12 protein-coding genes are annotated in these 16,578 nt (G+C 70.2%); 9 read left to right on the forward strand and 3 right to left on the reverse strand.

Annotated features, from left to right (window positions below):
- Positions 1–14 precede the first annotated feature (14 nt).
- Together ENSA7_RS43625 and ENSA7_RS14370 are read right to left on the reverse strand one after the other, a co-directional pair.
- Positions 15–1,730 (reverse strand): peptidase MA family metallohydrolase, encoded by a 1,716-nt coding sequence (locus ENSA7_RS43625; protein WP_181233731.1) that lies wholly within the window; start codon positions 1,728–1,730, stop codon positions 15–17.
- The gene (locus ENSA7_RS14370) at positions 1,727–4,921 is read right to left on the reverse strand and encodes a DUF4175 family protein (protein WP_106089852.1); all 3,195 of its coding nucleotides are present in this window, start codon (positions 4,919–4,921) and stop codon (positions 1,727–1,729) included. The genes ENSA7_RS43625 and ENSA7_RS14370 overlap by 4 nt, the downstream gene beginning before the upstream one ends.
- 41 nt (positions 4,922–4,962) lie before the next feature.
- On the opposite strand from ENSA7_RS14370, the gene ENSA7_RS14375 reads away from it, so the two are divergent.
- The 5 genes from ENSA7_RS14375 to ENSA7_RS14395 are packed head-to-tail and all read left to right on the forward strand — an operon-like array spanning position 4,963 to position 10,319.
- Entirely contained in the window at positions 4,963–6,369 is a 1,407-nt protein-coding gene (locus ENSA7_RS14375; protein ID WP_146157682.1) for a hypothetical protein, read from the forward strand.
- A 15-nt stretch (positions 6,370–6,384) separates the two neighbouring features.
- Positions 6,385–7,473 (forward strand): DUF2169 family type VI secretion system accessory protein, encoded by a 1,089-nt coding sequence (locus ENSA7_RS14380; protein ID WP_106089854.1) that lies wholly within the window; start codon positions 6,385–6,387, stop codon positions 7,471–7,473.
- Positions 7,470–8,513, forward strand: a complete 1,044-nt coding sequence (locus ENSA7_RS14385; RefSeq protein ID WP_146157683.1) for a hypothetical protein — start codon at positions 7,470–7,472, stop codon at positions 8,511–8,513. The genes ENSA7_RS14380 and ENSA7_RS14385 overlap by 4 nt, the downstream gene beginning before the upstream one ends.
- Positions 8,514–8,517: 4 nt before the next feature.
- Entirely contained in the window at positions 8,518–9,513 is a 996-nt protein-coding gene (locus tag ENSA7_RS14390; protein WP_106089856.1) for a DUF4150 domain-containing protein, read from the forward strand.
- Positions 9,513–10,319: a hypothetical protein gene (locus tag ENSA7_RS14395; RefSeq protein WP_106089857.1), complete on the forward strand. Its 807-nt coding sequence runs from the start codon at positions 9,513–9,515 to the stop codon at positions 10,317–10,319. The genes ENSA7_RS14390 and ENSA7_RS14395 overlap by 1 nt, the downstream gene beginning before the upstream one ends.
- Here ENSA7_RS14395 and ENSA7_RS14400 read toward each other — a convergent pair.
- Positions 10,316–11,509 carry a hypothetical protein gene (locus ENSA7_RS14400; RefSeq protein ID WP_146157684.1) on the reverse strand — a complete coding sequence of 398 codons (1,194 nt, stop codon included), beginning with the start codon at positions 11,507–11,509 and terminating at the stop codon, positions 10,316–10,318. The genes ENSA7_RS14395 and ENSA7_RS14400 overlap by 4 nt on opposite strands.
- Positions 11,510–11,916: 407 nt before the next feature.
- Between ENSA7_RS14400 and ENSA7_RS14405 the strand changes: the two genes are divergently transcribed.
- From ENSA7_RS14405 to ENSA7_RS14420, 4 genes are all read left to right on the forward strand, one after another.
- Complete coding sequence (locus tag ENSA7_RS14405; RefSeq protein WP_244923802.1) at positions 11,917–12,597, forward strand: RNA polymerase sigma factor; 681 nt, start codon at positions 11,917–11,919, stop codon at positions 12,595–12,597.
- Positions 12,597–13,418, forward strand: a complete 822-nt coding sequence (locus ENSA7_RS14410; RefSeq protein WP_106089859.1) for a hypothetical protein — start codon at positions 12,597–12,599, stop codon at positions 13,416–13,418. Before ENSA7_RS14405 ends, ENSA7_RS14410 begins: the two co-directional genes overlap by 1 nt.
- A 26-nt stretch (positions 13,419–13,444) precedes the next feature.
- Complete coding sequence (locus ENSA7_RS14415; protein WP_146157685.1) at positions 13,445–13,915, forward strand: hypothetical protein; 471 nt, start codon at positions 13,445–13,447, stop codon at positions 13,913–13,915.
- Positions 13,916–14,060: 145 nt separating this feature from the next.
- A complete protein-coding gene (locus tag ENSA7_RS14420) occupies positions 14,061–16,568 on the forward strand; it encodes a biosynthetic peptidoglycan transglycosylase (RefSeq protein ID WP_106089861.1) in 2,508 nt (835 codons plus the stop codon).
- The last annotated feature ends 10 nt before the right edge of the window (positions 16,569–16,578 follow it).

The raw sequence follows: 16,578 nt of genomic DNA on the forward strand, positions 1-16,578 counted from the left end.
GCCCGCCCGCCGGATCACTCCATACACAGCTCGCGCTCGCGGGCGGCGGACACGGGATCTTCGGCGAGCGCCGCGAGGTCGCAGTGGATCGCGGGGATGAACGGGTTTTGTCGCACGGCCCGCGCGAGCGCGACGCGGGCCCCCGCGTCGTCGCCGGTCAACCGCCGCGCGCGGCCCTCGGCAGCGGCGAGGTTGGGGTTGTCGGGATCATCCGCGCCCGCGATCAACAGCAGCGGCAGGGCATCCGCGGCGCGATCGAGATCCAGGTAGAGCTCGCCCAGGCGCCGCGCGAGCTTGGGATCGTTGCGCGCGGATCGATCGGCGGCGCGGGCCTGCTCGTACTCGATCACGGCCGCCGCCGTGTGCCCGCGCAAGCTCAGCAGCACGCCGAGCCGCGCGTGCTTGCGAGCCTTGCCGCCGCCGAGGTGCGAGAACACGTCACCGTGCAGGCTTGGATCTTCGCCGGGGTCCTCGTCGCCGTCGCGGAACGCCATGCCGGGTAGGGGACCGCTCGGGGTCGCGCCCGCGGTGCGCGTGCGCATGGTGGTCTTCCAGACCGCGAAGAAGGCCTCGAAGTCGTCGCCCCAGGCGTCGGCGAACGCCTGCTTGGCGTCGACACCTCCGGCGATGTCGTCGAGCATCGAGGCGAGGACCGTCGGCCCGCGCTTCTCCTCGAGCAGCCCCAGCATCGTCTCGGCCTCGGCGTAGGCGAGCGCGGCGAGCTCCTGGCTGGGCAGCATCGCGACGGAGGGATGCATCTGCTCGAGGGTCACGAGCTGGTCCGCCTCGATCGCGTCGAACAGCAGCTTGCGGACGCCGGGCTCGAGCTGCTGGGCCTGATCCAAGGCTGCAGGTGATCGCCAGCGCGTCTCCATGAGCTTGGCGAGGCCCTCTTGCATCCACACGGGCGCCGCGTTGTTGCTGCGCATGGTCACCAGGTAGTGCACGTATTCATGCACGGCCGTGTCGAGCCAGCCGTAGCCGAACAGCATCACGCGTGGGCTGATCATCATGATCCGCCGGTACTTGCAGATCCCCACGGTGCCGGTCGTATAGATATTCTCCAGGGTCAGCGGGGTGACCAGCGCGAGCTTGCCGGGGGCGTCGTAGATCTCGAAGCGGATCGGGTGATCCGGGTGAACGCCGATGTCCTCGCCGAGCTCGTCGAACGCCGCGGCCATCGCCTCGAACAGGTAGGGCGCGAGCAGCTCGTCGCGCGGATCGGCGAACACCGCCTCGAACCGGCCGTCGTCGCTGCGGAGCGTGGTTGCGTCACCCAGCGCGAGCTGGGCCCCGCGCGCGACGTCGAGGTAGTAGCTCGCGCGGGCGGTCACAGGGTCTTGCGCGCTCGCCGAGGCGCCCGCGACCACGCCCGAGAGCACGCTCTGGGCCTCGGGGTAGCGCGCGGCGTAGATCTCGATGATCCCGGTTGCGAGCTGGCGCTCGCGCGGGTCGGTCAGCGCGTCTCGGCGCCGACCGGCGGCCGCGAGGTCCCAGGTGTCGACGCTGACCATGAACCCGGCGAACCCGTCGCTGAGCTCACGCGGCGCCCTCGAGTCCGGCGTCACCGCGGGCTCGGATGACGGCGCCGACTGAGGAGGCGAGGCCAACGCCGGCGGCTGCGAGCACAGGCCAACGCCGATCAACGCGGTCAGGCCAGCCCGACGCAGCCGCGCGCCGCGGCGGCGACCTTCGAGCCTGGGTGGCAGGGATTTGGCAGCGGGGCTCATCGCAGCAGCTCCTCATAGTAGCGCTTGGTGTCCTCGTCGAACCCGTCGCGGTCGCCCTCGCGCATGGCCTCGACGACTTGATCGCGCAGCGAGCGGTCTCGCTCGGCCTCGGTCGAGGCGTCGCCCCCGTCGCGCGGCGGGGGCGGAGGTGAGCTCTGCCGCAAGCTGTCAATTGCCTGCTGAAGCCCGCCCCAAGCGGCCTGCTCACCGTCGAGGGCGCCGTCGAGGGCCGCGTCGTCGAGTGACTCACCGGCCCGGCGCATGGCTTGATCGGCGCGCCGCATCGCCTCGCGGCCTGGCGCGGGGAGGACGTTCGCGGCCGGATCGTCGAGCAGTCGCTTGGCCCGCTCGCGCAGGGCTCGCTGCCGCTCGGCCAGCTCAACCGAGCGCTCGGACAGCCGCCGACCCGGACCCTGGGCATCGCCGGGACCGACGACGTCGTCGGCGTCCGGCAGCGGCTCGAGCAGCTCGCTGCGCAGTCGCCCGGCTCGATCGCCGAGCTTGCGCAGGGCTCGGGCTTCGGCCTCGCCTGGCTGGGTTCCCGCCTGCGCGCGCTCGAGCGCCTCACTCGCCGCGGCGGCGCCCTCGAACAGCTCGAGCTGGGTCGCGTCGCCGGCTTGGGCGGCGGCTTCGAGTGACTCGAGGGCCTCGCGGGCGTCCTCCAGCGCGCGGCGCCCCTCGCGAGACAGGTGCGTGTCGTCGATCTCTTCGAGCGTCTCCCGCAGCTGCTTGGCCTGCTCGCCCGCGCGCTCGCCCGTGCCTGGCTCGGCGCGCTGATCACCGACGGCGTCCCGCCACTGCTCGCGCAGGCGTCGGGTCTCGCCGCGCATGCCGGTCTGCTCGTCCTGCAGGCGGCTCAGCTCGCGCAGCATCTTCATGCGCTGGCGGTCCTCCTCGGACAGCGCGGGCGCCTCGCTCTCGGCCCCCTGTTGCTGGACCTGCTCTCGCAGCGTACGGATCTCGTCGAGCTGCGCGCGAGCCTGCTCGAGCGCCCCCTCCACGTCCCCGCGGGCGAGCTGCTCGAGCAGCTCTTGGCTGCGCATCCGCTCTTCCATGGCCTTGAACGCGTCGAGGTTCATCCACTCTTCGCCGAGCTCCTTGCGCAGCTGCGCGCGGGCCTGCTGAACCCGGCCCATGTCCTCGCGGATCCGCTGCTCGAGCTGCTCGATCTCGGGGCGCACCGACTCGTCACCCGACGCGAGCTGCTCGAGCTTCTCGACCAGCTTTTGCTGAGACGCCTGCAAGCGCGCGACCAGGGTCTCGATGTGGGCGATGATCTGGCCGTCGACGAGATCATCGAGGCGGATGATCTCGTCCTCGAGCTGCTCGCGCTCGCGCTGATTGTGGGGCCCGAGCTTGCGCAGCAGCGGCGCTCGCTCGTCCTCGCGCTCACGCTCGACCTGGCCGACCGGCGAGGCGGGGAGCTGGTCGAGCAGCGTGGCCTCCTCGCGGTGCAGCGCCAGCAGTCGCTCGTGGATCGCCGCGAGCGTCTCGACCTCGCGCTCGGGGATCATGGTGTCGACGGCCAGCGCATCGACGGCCCCGGCGATCATCGTCAACAGCGTCGCGGCGCCCTCGTGCAGCTCGTGGGCGGTTCGCAGCTTGCGGGCGAGGCTGACCTCCTGATCGAGATCGGAGAACGCCGAGGTCGTGAGCCGGGCCGCGAGCATGTCGACCGCCGCGTCACGGATTGCCTGCAGATCCCGGATGTTGGCCGCGTGCTCGGCCTCCTCGTCGTGCAAGAGCAGCTGCTGCCGGGCCGAGGCCGCGACCTTGCCCGGGCCGTCGACCAGCGGTGTGAGCCCGAGCCCGGGATCGTTGTCGCGGACCTCAATCCAGTAGCTGACGGCGCTGCGCTGCTCGGTCGGGATCGCCGACAGATCCCAGGTGGTTCGATGGCGCCACGTCCGAGATGTCCGAGAGGTTCGAGAGCCGCCGCCAGGAGCCCTGCCGGCCGGCAGGCGGTGGCGCTCGAGCTCGCCCTCGGCCGTGAGCAGCTCATAGACGAGCTCCGCGCCGACGAGGCCAAAGTCATCGCGGGCCGAGAACCGCAGCTCGACCCGATCGGTCTCGGTGACCTCGCGCTGGCCCGCTGGCAGCGGCAGCAGCTCGACCTCCGGCAGCGCGTCGGGCTCGAGCTCGATCCGCATCGGCGGCGAGCGACGGGCAGCGACGGCCAGCGCCGCGGGGTCGTCCTCGTCGGTGTCGTCGAGCAGCGCGACGACCCAGCTCCCCGCGCCGCGAACCGTGAACTGCCCGGTCCAGCGCCGCTGCTCGGGTGGACCCACGCGCGCGAGCTCGATGACTCGAGTCGCCAACTCGGAGGCCAAGTCGGACGACGACTCAGCGGCCGGCCCCGGAGCCAGCTCCAGGCGATCGTGGGTGAGCACCAGTCGCACTGCGTCCGCATGCCCGGCGGCCTCGAGCTCGAGCGTGATCTGGGTGCCGGCGGGGGCTCGGATCGTGCCGCTTGGGTTTTGCACGCGACGATCAGGCCGCCAGGTGTGCTCGGGATAGTCGAGCACCAACACCAGGGAGCTCCACACCGGCTGGGGTGGGGGTGGCGGCCGGGCGTCGGTGCCCGCGAGCAGCACCGCGACTCCACGGACGCCGACGGGATGCAGGACGAGCCCGACCAGCACCGCGCTCGCGACCACGGCCCCGAGCGCTCGAGGTGCCCGCCGTGGGGGTGGGAGCGCCAGCTTGGCGTCGAGATCCAGGGTCGCCACGCCGACCCGCCGGACATAGGCAGCGGCGAGCTCGGGCGAGAAGCTGGGATCTGCGTCGCTGTGGTCGAGGACCTGCCACAGCTGGGTCGCGCCGAGCAGCTCGTGGCGAAGCACGCTGTCGCGCTCGCGCTCTTGCGCGGTCGCCACTCGGCGCAGGGGCCCGGGCGCCCCGGCGATCGATCGCGCGAGCGTGACGAGATCTGCGGGCGGACCCACGACCGTCCGAAACCGTCGGATCCGCCCGCCAACCAGCGCGCCCAGCCCGAGCGCCCCGCCCACCACACCTGCTGGCGCGCCGATGTCACCGCGGAGCGTCAGCGCACAAAAGCCGATCACCGCCGCCGCCCAGGCCAGACCCAGCAACCCCGCGTCGACCACCAGGGAGATCGCCGCTCGCCGACGCGCCACACGACGGACGTCGAGCAGGTAGTCGCGGAGCAGCTGCGCCTCGGCGAGGATCATCGAGAGGTCCTATATAGACGAGCCTCGGGGTATAAGGAATCATGCCGCTGCCTCCGCTCCCTCGCACGCGATCCGAACGGATCTTGTGGAGCGTGCTCGAGGAGCACTTCGAAGACGCGCAGTACTTGTTCTTGGGCTGGGAAGACGGGCTGGACCGGGCCGACACGTCACTGCGTGAGCTCGCGATCGGGCCGGAGCGGCGCTTCGCGGCCCACGTGCGTGGCTTGGTCCACGGCGGGATCCCGGTCGTCGAGCGGCTCTTGTTTCCTGCGATCCGTGCAGCGGGCGCCGAGCAGGCGTTTGACGAGCGGGCCCAGCGAGCCACCGCGGCGCTGTCGATCCTGGCGCAGGGCGTGCCCGGCACCGAGCGCTTGATCGCGGCGGCGACCGAAGAATTGGCGCCCGAGTCGGCGGCTCACCTGCATCGGGCTCTGCAGCTGTGGGACGCACCCGGGTCCGATCGCGCGTTGTGGGAGGCGAGCCTGCGCACCGACGCGAATTCATGGCCAGCGTGGCTGCGAACGTTCGCTATTCGGGGCCAACCGGCCGACGAGAACATGGTCAACTTCTGCCTGCGCGGTGATCGAGCCGCGGTGTTGGCCGCGCTCGCGGTCGTGCCCGACATGGCGGCCAGCGTCGGTGATCGGGTCCACGACGTGCTCGAGTACTTCCTGGGCAGCAGCGACACCGAGGTGAGGGTCGCCGCGTTGCGGGCGGGGCTGCAGGTCGGCAGTCACCGGGCCTGGGGTCTGTGCCGGGAGTGGTTCGAGTCGCCCGCCGTCCCACCTGCGATCATCGAGCTGATCGGCGTGATCGGCAGCGCCGCAGATCATCAGGCGCTGATCAAGAGCGTCGTCGACGGTCACATCAGCGAGGCCCGGGTGTGGGCGCTGGGGTTCTCCGGCCGCCCGTACGCCGCGCACCTGTGCATGCAGCTGCTGCGTCACCGCGATGAACGGATCGTGCGTCTCGCGTTCGAGGCATTTTGTGCGATCACCGGGCTGCCGAGCGACAGCCCCCAGGTCGTCGTGCCCGAGCTGCGGCCGGGTGATCGGGACCTCGCGGATCCAGACGGCGAATTCGCGGCCAAAGAAGCCGCCCTCGACGCGGCGGTCGAGGCTGACGCCGCCGCCGGCCTCGACCCTGGCGTGCGTCGGCTCCCGCTGCCCAAGCCCGAGGCGGTCGAAGCGTGGTGGTCCGCCGCGAACAGCCGCTTCGATCCGCGTCGACGATTCTGGTCGGGGCGTGTCGCCAGCCTCGAGGTCGCGCGCAGCGTGTACGTCAACGGCCCTAGTCGGCGCCGACACCTGCTTGGCTACGAGATGACGCTGCGAACCCGCTCGCGCGTGCAGCCGAGCACCCGCGCGTTCGCGGCCCGCCAGCTGCGTCAGCTCAACGCGCTCGCCGAGTCGACCATCGATCCACAGCGGGGCTACCTCGACATCTGAGCCACATTGAGCCACATGGGTCCGATCGAAAACCTCTCGCCCTACGGGTTCGCCTGTCTGCCCAACGTCGATCGTCACGGCCAGGAGATCGTCGTCGTGGCTGTCGCCGCCCACTTCGAGCTGCCCCGACCCGGGCGCGTGCATCGGGGCCCGCTCGTTCGCTGCGAGCAGCAGCCGCCCCCCCACTTCGACGACGTGTACTGGGGCGATCCGGCGACCACGAGCCTGCGCTACGAGGGCCAGAGCGCCTACTCGCGGCCGGGCACAGACGTGTACCTCAGCGGCAGCGCGCACGCGCCCAACGGTCGACCGGTCCGGCAGCTCAACGTGGATCTCGGCGTTGGACCCTGCCGCGTGCGCGCGCGGGTCACCGGAGATCGTGTGTGGGTCAGCGCCGGGGGCACGCTGCGTGCGTCGCCCCCCGCACCCTTCGTGCGCATGCCCTTGGTGTGGGAGCGGGCCTACGGCGGCGGTGACATCGACGCCGGACCGCGGGGCTACGAAGCTCGCAATCCGCTCGGCGTTGGGCTGTACGCGAGCGTCGAAGCGGCCACCAACGCGGCCTTGCCCAACATCGAGGACCCGCGCACACCGGTCGGGGAGCCCGGGTCTCGACCGCGGCCGATCGGCTTCGGACCGGTCGCGCGGCACTGGCTTCCCCGCGCGAGCTTCGCCGGGACCTATGACGATCACTGGAAGCGATCACGCGCGCCGCTGTGGCCTGACGACCTCGACGAGCGCTTTTTCTTGGCGGCTGCGCCCGGCTTGAGCGCGATCCCACACCTGCAAGGTGGCGAGTCGGTCGTGATGTCTGGCGTCCACCCCGAAGGTGGCTTTGGGTTCGTCCTGCCCACGCTCCGGCTCAGCTGCAAGTCGGCGTTTCGCGGCGGCGTCGAGCGGGTCGGCCTGCGATTTGACGCGCTGATCCTCGAGCCAGACGAGGGCCGCGTCAGCCTGATCTTGCGGGCCAACGTACAGCTCGGCCGCGGCGCCGAGCATCGCCACTCGCTGGTGCGGGCCCTCGAAGCGTGGGAGCCGATGCCCCCGATCGCGCAGGCGCAGGCCCCCGCGCGAAACGTGAAACCGAGGGAGGCCCGGTCATGAGTCGAGCACCTGTCGCGGTGATCGGCGTGGGCGTGTGCACCTCGCTCGGGCTCGACGCCGAGAGCTCGCTCGCGGCGGTCGAGGCCGGGCTGTCGCGCATGGTCGAGACCCAGGCGTTTGGCACGGGCGACGCCTCGGCCGTGTGCGCGCCGCTCGAGCTGCTTGGGCTCGACACCGCTCGCGGACGCCGTCTGCACTGGCTGGCCGGGACCGCCTACCTCGATCTCGTCCGGCGGTTCCCCGACTGGAAGCGGGTCGATGTCCCGCTGCTGATGGTCGGACCCGAGCCCAGCGCCGATCACGACGCGCCGCGTGACTTCATGATTACCCACCTGCGCGAGCTCAGCGACGCCGCGGTTCCGCGCCCGATCGGCGACTTTTGGATCGCTGGCGGTCGCGGCGGGTGGTTTGACGCGTGCGCGCGGGCGATCGCGCTGCTGCACGGGGGCGAGCGCATGGTGATGCTCGGCGCGGTCGACAGCGACTGCGATCCCGCCTCGCTGCTGCGCCTGTCCAAGCGCGGCGCGCTGCTGGGCGACGACAACCCCCAGGGTCGGATCCCCGGTGAAGCCGCGGTGTTCGTGTTGCTGGCCCGGTCGGAGATCCCCCGCCAGATCAAGGCCCGCCCGTCGGCGTGGATCGGCGCGGTGCAGCGCGGGCGCGAGTCGAACCATCTGCTGCAGCCCAAGTCTTCGCTCGCCCACGGGCTCACGCGCGTGTTCGAGCAGCTGCGCGAGACCCATCCAAATTGGCGGGCCGACGCGGTGTACTCGGGTCAACCCACCACCAACTACTGGGGGCGCGAGTTCAAGCTGGCCTCGCTGCGCCACGCCGAGCTGATGCCCGAACCCATGCGCTACGCCAGCCTCCACGACGAGCTGGGGGACTGCGGCGCCGTGAGTGCGCCCCTGCAGCTCGCGTTCGCCAGCCTCCGATTCTCGCGCGGGGACGAGCGTCAACGTGTTCTGATCTACGCTGAGTCGGACGACGGCTCACTCGGCGCCTGCTTGGTCGAGGCAGGCGAGAAAGCCAAACCCTGAACTCATGAGCGTCTACGCCAACAGCCTCTCGATCGTCCACCAGGGCGACGGCAAGACCCACACCTGCCCGATCCCCGACGTGTGCAAGACCCCGTCGCCCGCGGGCCCGGTGCCGATCCCCTACGTCAACGTGGCGATGAGCTCGAACCTGTCGGGCGGCAGCACCACCGTCAAGATCCAGAGCTGCTCGGTCGCGCTGGAGTCGTCGAGCATCGCGATGAGCTCGGGCGACGAGGCCGGCACCGCGGGCGGTGTGATCTCGTCCAAGAACATGGGCAAGCTGTCGTGGAGCACCTCGAGCCCCAACGTGAAGTTCGAGGGCAAGGGCGTGGTCCGGTTCACCGACGTCGCCGGCCACAACGGCAACCAGGACAACACCTTCACGCTGGTCGTCGGGGACGTCAACGTCGCGTACCCGTTCGAGAGCCCCGACGATCTGTGTCCCAACTGCGGCGAGAAGGCCAGCGCGCACGAGTCGGACAACTTCCCGCTGCCCGAGAGCGAAGACAGTCAAAAGTCCGCCGAAGACTTCTCCAACGTGATCCTCGCCGGCGAGACGACCGGTGGCAAGCAGGGCATGGTCGGGGCCCTGGTCTGCGAGTGCCCACCCGACGCGACCAAGCACACCTACGTCGCGGTCGCGGGCCAGCCCTCGGGGCCGAGTTCGTTCAAGGGCTGGGCGGGGCTCGCGAGCGCGGCCGGCATGACCCCCGCGGTCAACGTCGCGCCCAAAGATCCCATGACCGTTCGGACCGCGCGAGGGACCGAGGTCGCGCTGCGCAAGCCGATCGACGGCAAGCACCCGCCGGGCCAGTGCGCCGCCCAAAAAATGATCATGACCGCGCTCGACAACGGCTGTAAGCCGACGTCGATGACCGAGACCTGGGCTCGCCGCGACAAGGGCCACGTCACCGGTCACTCGATCCCGTCGTGCCCGTCGTGCAAGGACAACATCGCCGCGATGCTGTGCCCAAACCCGCGCGAGGGTGAGGCGACCTGATGGCGGACCCGGCCGCTGTCGCCAGGGCCAAGATCGACGAGCTCGTCCAGCTGGCCAGCGCCTGGCAGCCCGACTTCGGCGACAAGGTGGTGGGCGCCGAGCTCGAGCTCGTCAACGCGATCGAGGCCGGGCTCGGGGTCGAGCTCGAGCCGGTCCATCGGGCCTTCCTCGAGCGCATGGGGGTCGACAGCGCTGGGCTCGACGCGTACGGCGACGACGTCATCGACCTGCGCGCGCAGTCGCTGCTCGACTTCATCGAGGCCGGATACAACTTCGATCCGCGCGCGTTCGTGATCGCCGGCGTTCCCAGCGAGGAGCTGGTGCCGCTCTTGATGTTTGATCGCCGCGGACACAGCGAGCCCGCGCCGCTGGTCCGGCTCGGGTTCGGCGACGGCGAGCGACCGGCGATCACCCTCGAGCACAGCTCGTTCGCGGCCATGCTGTTCGGCTTCGCGTTCCTCACCAAGTGCCTGCCGCGCCACGCCTGGGAGCTGCACCTCGAGTCGCCGGGGACCAAGCCACCGCGGTTTCCCGACGCCAGGTCCGGCCGCCAGCCGGGCCGATGGTTGCCGCGCTTTGGCTGGATGCTCGGGCAGCTGGGCTTCGCCACGATCGCCAACACCGGGCCGTGGTGCGTGTGCGGCGAGCGGGCTGGTGCGGCCGTGATGATGTACGAGTGCCCCGGCTTCACGCCCGACGTGCGGGTCGCCGCGGATCAGCGGATCGACCTCGCGCAGCTCGTCGAGGTTCTGTGCGACAACCTCGAGCTGCGCACGCGCCCGACCTCGCTGCGAAAGCCGAGCTAGATCGGCTCGACGGCGGCGTTCAGGGCGGCCTCGACGGCGGGCAGATCGGGGCAGGGCAACGCGATGAAGTCGGCGAGCTGGGGTCGCCTCGGCTTGGGTTGGACCGCGTGGATCAGACCGAGTCGAACCCGCTGCCAGCGCTGCCGCGCGGCCTCGACCTCGCCGAGCTCGGTCTGGATCTGGGCCGCGAGCGCGACGTTGGCGAGGCCGGTCGCGCCCGCCCGCAAGACCTCGAGCGCGCGCCGAGCTTGGCCGTCGCGCCACAGCGCGAGCGCGTGGTACCCCGCGACCAGCTGACTCAGCGTCGCCGGGTGTCCGCCAGCGGCGAACAGCTCGATCGCGCGTCGATCCGCGCCAGCGCGGGCAGCCGCGATCCCGGCGTGAGCGCGCAGCCACGGCCCGTCTCGCTCGGCCAGCGCCTCGATCCGGTCCAGGCGGCCCGTCAACAGATCGAGCTCGGTGATCGCCCGATCGAGCTCGTGCACGCTGGGGTCGGGACCGACGCGCGCCCAGGCTCGCTCGATCAACGTCGCGGCTTGGGCCCGGTCCTGAACCAGCACAGCGCGTCCGAGCGCGACCGCGGCCTCCACGTCATCCTCATCGTCGGCGACCCGACGCTCGAGCGCCGCGAGCTCGGCCACCCGCGCCCGCTCGGGGGCGAGGCCCCGCTCGAGCTCGCGCCGATACCAGCTTGTGAACTCGAGCCCGGTCGGATGTAGCTGCGGTGACCCGCTCGGGGTCACGTCCCACACGCGCCCCCGATCCGGACCGCTGACCACCAGCACCGAGCTCTCGTCGCAGCCCGCCTCGGCCAGCGGCAGGCATCCGCGCAGCCACAGGGGATCCGCGTAGTCGTCGGCGTCCTCGTCCCAGGCGAGCTCGACCGGCGCGCTGCCCGAGTGAGGGAAGGGCGAGTCGAGCGGTCCGAGGAACGCGCTCGTGGTCGGCAGCGCCGTCGCCTCGGCCAGGCGTGCGAGGGCCCCCCCGGGTCTCACGGGTACCGGGGCATGATCGCCGATCGCCTCGAGAACCCCGCGGTACCCGGGTGGCAGCGTGATCTCGTTGGCAGTCTCGAACCGGCTGATCGCCGCTGGCGTGATCGGCTCGGCCCACCCGCGCCACCACGGTGCGATCTCCTCGAGTTCACGCGCGAGCGCGATCAGGTCGGTGAGCGGCTCGGTTGTTTCCATGTCGCCAAGCATGCCCGGCTCTGGTTGTGCGCGGGCACACTGAACACGCAGCAAGTGCCGCCACAGACCTTCGGAGCCGAGGATCGCGGCTCTCCGGCTCGCCCGACCGCGGGGGTCGCCCTCGGCAGGTGGTCACGACGCCAGTCTTTGCCCCTCCAGCGCCAGATTCCCGGCTTGCACGGGGCCACAAATGCCTGCATTGGGTATAACCGTCGAGACAGGATGAGCCGAGCGCGCGAAATTCGCGCAGTCTTCGCAGTCGGCATGTCCTGTGCCCCGGAGTCTCCCCCCAGGAACCAGATCATCCGCGGCCTCGCGCCGCGATCCATCCTCCCCGCCGCTGAATAGCGGCATTGAGCACCCGTCCAAAGGCAGCGACACACGTGGTCCCCCCAGACGCCGAGGACTTGGCCCTCGTAACCGCCGTCAAAGGCGGAGACAAGCGGGCCTTCAAAGTTCTGATGCAGCGCTACCAGCGCAAAGTCTATGCCGTCGCCTACGGGTTTCTGCGTAACCAAGAGGACGCCCTCGATGTCGTCCAAGAGAGCTTCATCAAGGTTCACCGGTACATCGGCAAGTTCGAAGGCAACTCTAGTTTCTACACCTGGCTGTACCGAATCGTGGCGAACCTCTGCATCGATCATCTGCGCAAGGCGAAGCGGCACCGCGACGTCGAGTTCGATGACGGGCTGCGCCACGACGGCAAGGACGAGCCGCCTTCCGACTTGCTCCCGCACCTGGCCCAGTTTGGTGATCCGTCGGACATGCTGCGTCGCAAAGAGATCCTCGCGGCCGTCGAAGCCAGCCTCGAGCATCTCAGCGACAAGCACCGCGCGGTGATCGTCATGCGCGAGCTGCAGGGCATGTCGTACGAGGAGATGGCGCAGAGCATGAAGTGCTCCAAGGGCACGATCATGAGCCGCCTGTTCCACGCGCGTCGCAACATGCAAAAGCTCCTCACGGATCGACTCGGCGCCTGCGTGCCGGCCCAGGACGCGACGGAGATCGAAGCGCGAGCGCTCGAGCGCAACGCCAGCAACCCCAATCACGGGCTTCACACCGCCGGTGTCGCGGGCGGAGGGATCTGATGAGCAACCAGTCCATCGTTTCGGAATTCGACGAGCAACTGTCAGCCTACTTTGATGGGGAGCTCGGTGAAGGTGGTTCAGACCTCGGCGAGACGACTGGGCTTGGCGAACATGGGTCTGGCGAGACGTTGGGGGCGACCCTTCGGGCGCTCGTCAGCGGCGACGCTCAGAGTGATCCCGTGCCTGACCAAGAGTTGGCCGCGAGGTTGGCGGATCTCGCGTTCATGCGAACCATGATCGTGGGTGCGCTCGAGCACCAGGCCGAGCGCGTCCCCGAGGCCCGGTTCGAGCAGGTCTGGGACAATTTCGAGCAGGCGCTCGAGCGTGAGTCCCGACTGCAGGAGGCCGCCGAGGCGCCGCCTTCGCTGTGGCAGCGACTCGCAGAGTGGGTCCGGCCGGTTCGGCTCCCGCTCGCGGTCGTCGGTGCAGCTGGCGCGCTCGTGTTCGTGTTTGCCCGGTCGGCCGGCGCACCAAACGATGGGGGCGCCGAGGCACAGGTGGTCGCGGAGAATTCGCAGGCGTCGAATACTCAGGCCGAGCCGGCGTCTGACGCCGAGCCCACACCGCAGGCGCGGACTCAGCCCGCGCTTGATCCGGCTCCCGAGCCCGCGCCCCGTGTGGCCGTTGCCCCTGAACCCTCCAACGTCGAGATCGCCCCCGAGATGTACCCCCAACCCGAGCCAGGTGAAGCCGAGATCCGCCGCATCGAATTTGGCGGGCGCACGGGCACCATCTCGCAGGTCGAGGGCACGCGGGGCACGACCACGGTGATCTGGGTGACCGAAGAAGACGCCCCTGTCGACAGTGAGCGCTCACTATGACGCACCGCAGCACTTACTCGAAGTTCTTGGCTTCCTCATTCACCGCCCTCGTCGTCGGCCTGCCCGCGCTCGCAGGCGCGCTCGTGTTGGCGAGCCCGAGCGTGGCTCAGGCGACCGTCCAGGACCCGGCTTGCAGGATCCACGCGGTCGAGGCCCTAGAGAAGGGCGACGGCGAGATCCCGGCTGATCTCGAGTTCCTGTCAGATCGACTGCGCGCCCCCGAATTTGCGCGCTACGGCGGGTTCCGACTGCTCGACACGATCGACTTTCAGCTGCAGCTCAACAAGGTCGTCGATCACAAGTTCAAGTCGGGTCACAACGTCGAGCTGACCTTGCTCGGTGAGAAGGACAGCAAGCTCGAGCTCAACACCAAGCTCAAGCGCGGGAGCTCCAGCCTGGTCGACATGGACTTCGTGGTCGGCAGCAATCAGATCATGTTGATCCCCGTCCGCCGCGGCGATCAAACCATCATCTTCGCATACCAGTGCAAGCACTGACGGCGAGCACGCACCAGCATGGGGGAGCGGAGGACCAGGGGTCCTCCGCTTTCGCAATTGGGTGCGAACGCCGGGGTCGACGCGTGGGACGAGATCAGCGTGGCGATGCGTCGAGGCCAGAGTGCCTGCGCTATGGTCCCAGAGCATGATTGAGGCCCCGCCTCCGAGCCGTTCGTCGAGCGGCGCCGTCCAACGTGCCCGCCGCCGCCGCCCGCGGTGGGGGCGGATCGCCGCGTGGGTCGGCGGCGGGGTCGGGTTGTTGCTGGTGGTGCTCAGCGTGGTGGTGTTCACGGCCCCGCGCTGGGGGGCGGGCAGGATCAAGTCCGAGCTCGAGCAGCGCGTGGGCGCTCGCTTGGGCGCCGAGGTCGAGATCGCCGAGCTCACCGCCAGCTGGAGCGGCGCCGAGCTCCGCGACGTCACCCTGCGTCTCGCGGACCTCGACGCCCGCGTCGACGCTGTTCACGTGAGCGTGGATCGCCAGGCGCTGTGGTCGGGTCGGGTCGAAGTCACGGAGATCGAAGCGGTCGGTGGGTATCTCGATGGCACCCGCGCCGCGCTCACGCAGTTACTGAACGAGCTCGGTGAGCTCGAGCGCGATCTCGCGGGCGCGGACCAGCATGGCTGGGTGCGTCGGCGAACCCGGCTGACGCCCGACGCGATCGCGCTGCGGGGGCTGAGCTTCACGGTCCACGACGGCGAGCGACGGGCGACGGGCAGCCTGGCCGCGACGGCCGAGCCCGCGCATCGGCGCGTCGAGCTGCGCGTCACCAGCCTGATCGCGGAGATCGGGCTCGGTCGTCCACTGCGCGCCGCCTCGCTGCGAACCTCCGTCGAGCAGCGTGACGGTGAGCTCTCGTTTCCGATCACCTTGACCCTGGCGGGCGTCGCCGCCGAGGTCGACGAGAACATCGCCGTCGCCGGGGTTCACGGCACGATCACGGCGCACGATCGGCAGGTCAGCGAGGTTGGCATCGACCTCGCGGGTGGGTTCGCCCAGCTCGGGTCCGAGGAGGCCGCGGCCGAGATCGAGGGCGGAGATCTGTGGTCGGTCTCGGGCCGGTTCGCGCGGGATCTCTCGGCCGGAAAGATCGCCGTCGACATGGACGCATTCGAGCTCGGTCGGGTGCCCGAGGTGCTGGCCAGCCTGCCGGTCGTCGACTCGGAGCGCGCGGTGCTGGGCGGCCACCTCGAGGTCGATTTTGGTGAGGGTGTGGCCCAGCTCGAGGGCGCGCTGAGCCTCGCGGGACTCAACGTCAGCCACGGCCTGCTCGCGCGCGAGGTCGTGCGCGATGTGGGCTTCAGCGTCGAGATCGACGCGCGGGTCGACCCGGCCGCGCGGAGCTTGGTCGTCAAGCGGCTGGCCGTGCAACGGGCGGGTGTCGAGCTGCTGATGCGCGGCGAGCTGGTCCACGCGGCCGTCCGCGAGCAGCGTCGCTACCAGGTCGATCTCGAGATCCCCGCGGTCGGTTGCCAGCAGGTGCTCGACGCGATCCCGCGCGAGCTGGTGCCGGGCTTGGCTGGGTTCGAGCTCGACGGGCAGTTCGCCGCGCACGTGGTCGTCGACGCCGACTTCGCGGATCTCGCCGCGCTGAAGCTCGACGCCAACATCAATTTCGAGGCCTGTCGGGTCCGCGCTGCCCCGCGCCTGGCCAGCGCGGAGCACCTCAACGGTGGTTTCGTGCATCGCGTGACCATGCGTGACGGGCGTACCCGGCGGGTGGGGCTGTATGCCGGGTCGAGCAACTACACGCCGCTCGACGCGATCTCCCGCTACATGAGCGAGGCCGTGCTCACGACCGAGGACGGCAGCTTCCGCCGCCACGACGGCTTCAACCGATCGCAGCTCGAGGTCGCCCTGCGCCGCAACCTCGAGTCGGGCAAGGTCCGCCTGGGCGCGTCGACGATCACCATGCAGATGGTCAAGAACGTGCTGCTCAGCCACGAGCGCACGCTCTCGCGCAAGCTGCAGGAGCTGTTCTTGACCTGGTGGGTCGAGCAGGCCCTGAGCAAGCAGCGGATCATGGAGCTGTATCTGAACGTCATCGAGTTTGGACCGGGCATCTACGGGGTCACCGACGCCAGCCGTCACTACTTTGGCAAGCCCCCCGGCGAGCTGACCTCGCTCGAGGCCGCGTACTTGACCTCGATGCTGCCCAGCCCGGTTCGGCGTCACGTGTACTACTGCGAGGGCCAGCTGAGCGAGCGGTTCGACCAGAAGGTCCGCTGGATCCACGATCTGATGCTCGAGCGCGAGCGGATCACCGCGCAGGAGCACGAGGTCTACGCGGCCACGGCGATCAGCTTCGACCCGTTCGAGCGTGGGGATCCCGCGGTGTGTGTCGAAGAGATCGAGGCGCTGATGGCCGCGACCCAGACCCAGCGCGCGCTGTCAGGCCTGCTCGGAGACGGTGGCGACGGTGGTGAGGGCGCCGGGCCGCTCGTGGGTTGGGGGGCGTCCGGGCCCAGCCGGACCTGGGGCGTCCGCCCGCCGCTGCCCGTGTTCGATCCAAGCGGCGACTGGATCGGCGCGGACGGAATCGACGCGGACGGGGAGCTCGCCCCTGGCCACCGGCTCGAGCCGTCTCGAGACGATCTGTTCGAGCGTGATCCCGCCAACTCGGACGCGCCGGGGGTCCCGGCGATGGACGAGTGAGGCGCGATTG

Origin of the sequence: Enhygromyxa salina (assembly GCF_002994635.1) — a bacterium.
Taxonomy (GTDB): Bacteria; Myxococcota_A; Polyangia; order Nannocystales; family Nannocystaceae; genus Plesiocystis; species Plesiocystis salina_B.

Coding starts and splice junctions, on each gene's coding strand:
- ENSA7_RS14385 (WP_146157683.1), top strand. CDS start 7,470: ATGAGTCGAGCACCTGTCGCGGTGATCGGCGTGGGCGTGTGCACCTCG.
- ENSA7_RS14375 (WP_146157682.1), top strand. CDS start 4,963: ATGCCGCTGCCTCCGCTCCCTCGCACGCGATCCGAACGGATCTTGTGG.
- ENSA7_RS14395 (WP_106089857.1), top strand. CDS start 9,513: ATGGCGGACCCGGCCGCTGTCGCCAGGGCCAAGATCGACGAGCTCGTC.
- ENSA7_RS14420 (WP_106089861.1), top strand. CDS start 14,061: ATGATTGAGGCCCCGCCTCCGAGCCGTTCGTCGAGCGGCGCCGTCCAA.
- ENSA7_RS14390 (WP_106089856.1), top strand. CDS start 8,518: ATGAGCGTCTACGCCAACAGCCTCTCGATCGTCCACCAGGGCGACGGC.
- ENSA7_RS14370 (WP_106089852.1), bottom strand. CDS start 4,921: ATGATCCTCGCCGAGGCGCAGCTGCTCCGCGACTACCTGCTCGACGTC.
- ENSA7_RS14380 (WP_106089854.1), top strand. CDS start 6,385: ATGGGTCCGATCGAAAACCTCTCGCCCTACGGGTTCGCCTGTCTGCCC.
- ENSA7_RS43625 (WP_181233731.1), bottom strand. CDS start 1,730: ATGAGCCCCGCTGCCAAATCCCTGCCACCCAGGCTCGAAGGTCGCCGC.
- ENSA7_RS14410 (WP_106089859.1), top strand. CDS start 12,597: ATGAGCAACCAGTCCATCGTTTCGGAATTCGACGAGCAACTGTCAGCC.
- ENSA7_RS14400 (WP_146157684.1), bottom strand. CDS start 11,509: ATGGAAACAACCGAGCCGCTCACCGACCTGATCGCGCTCGCGCGTGAA.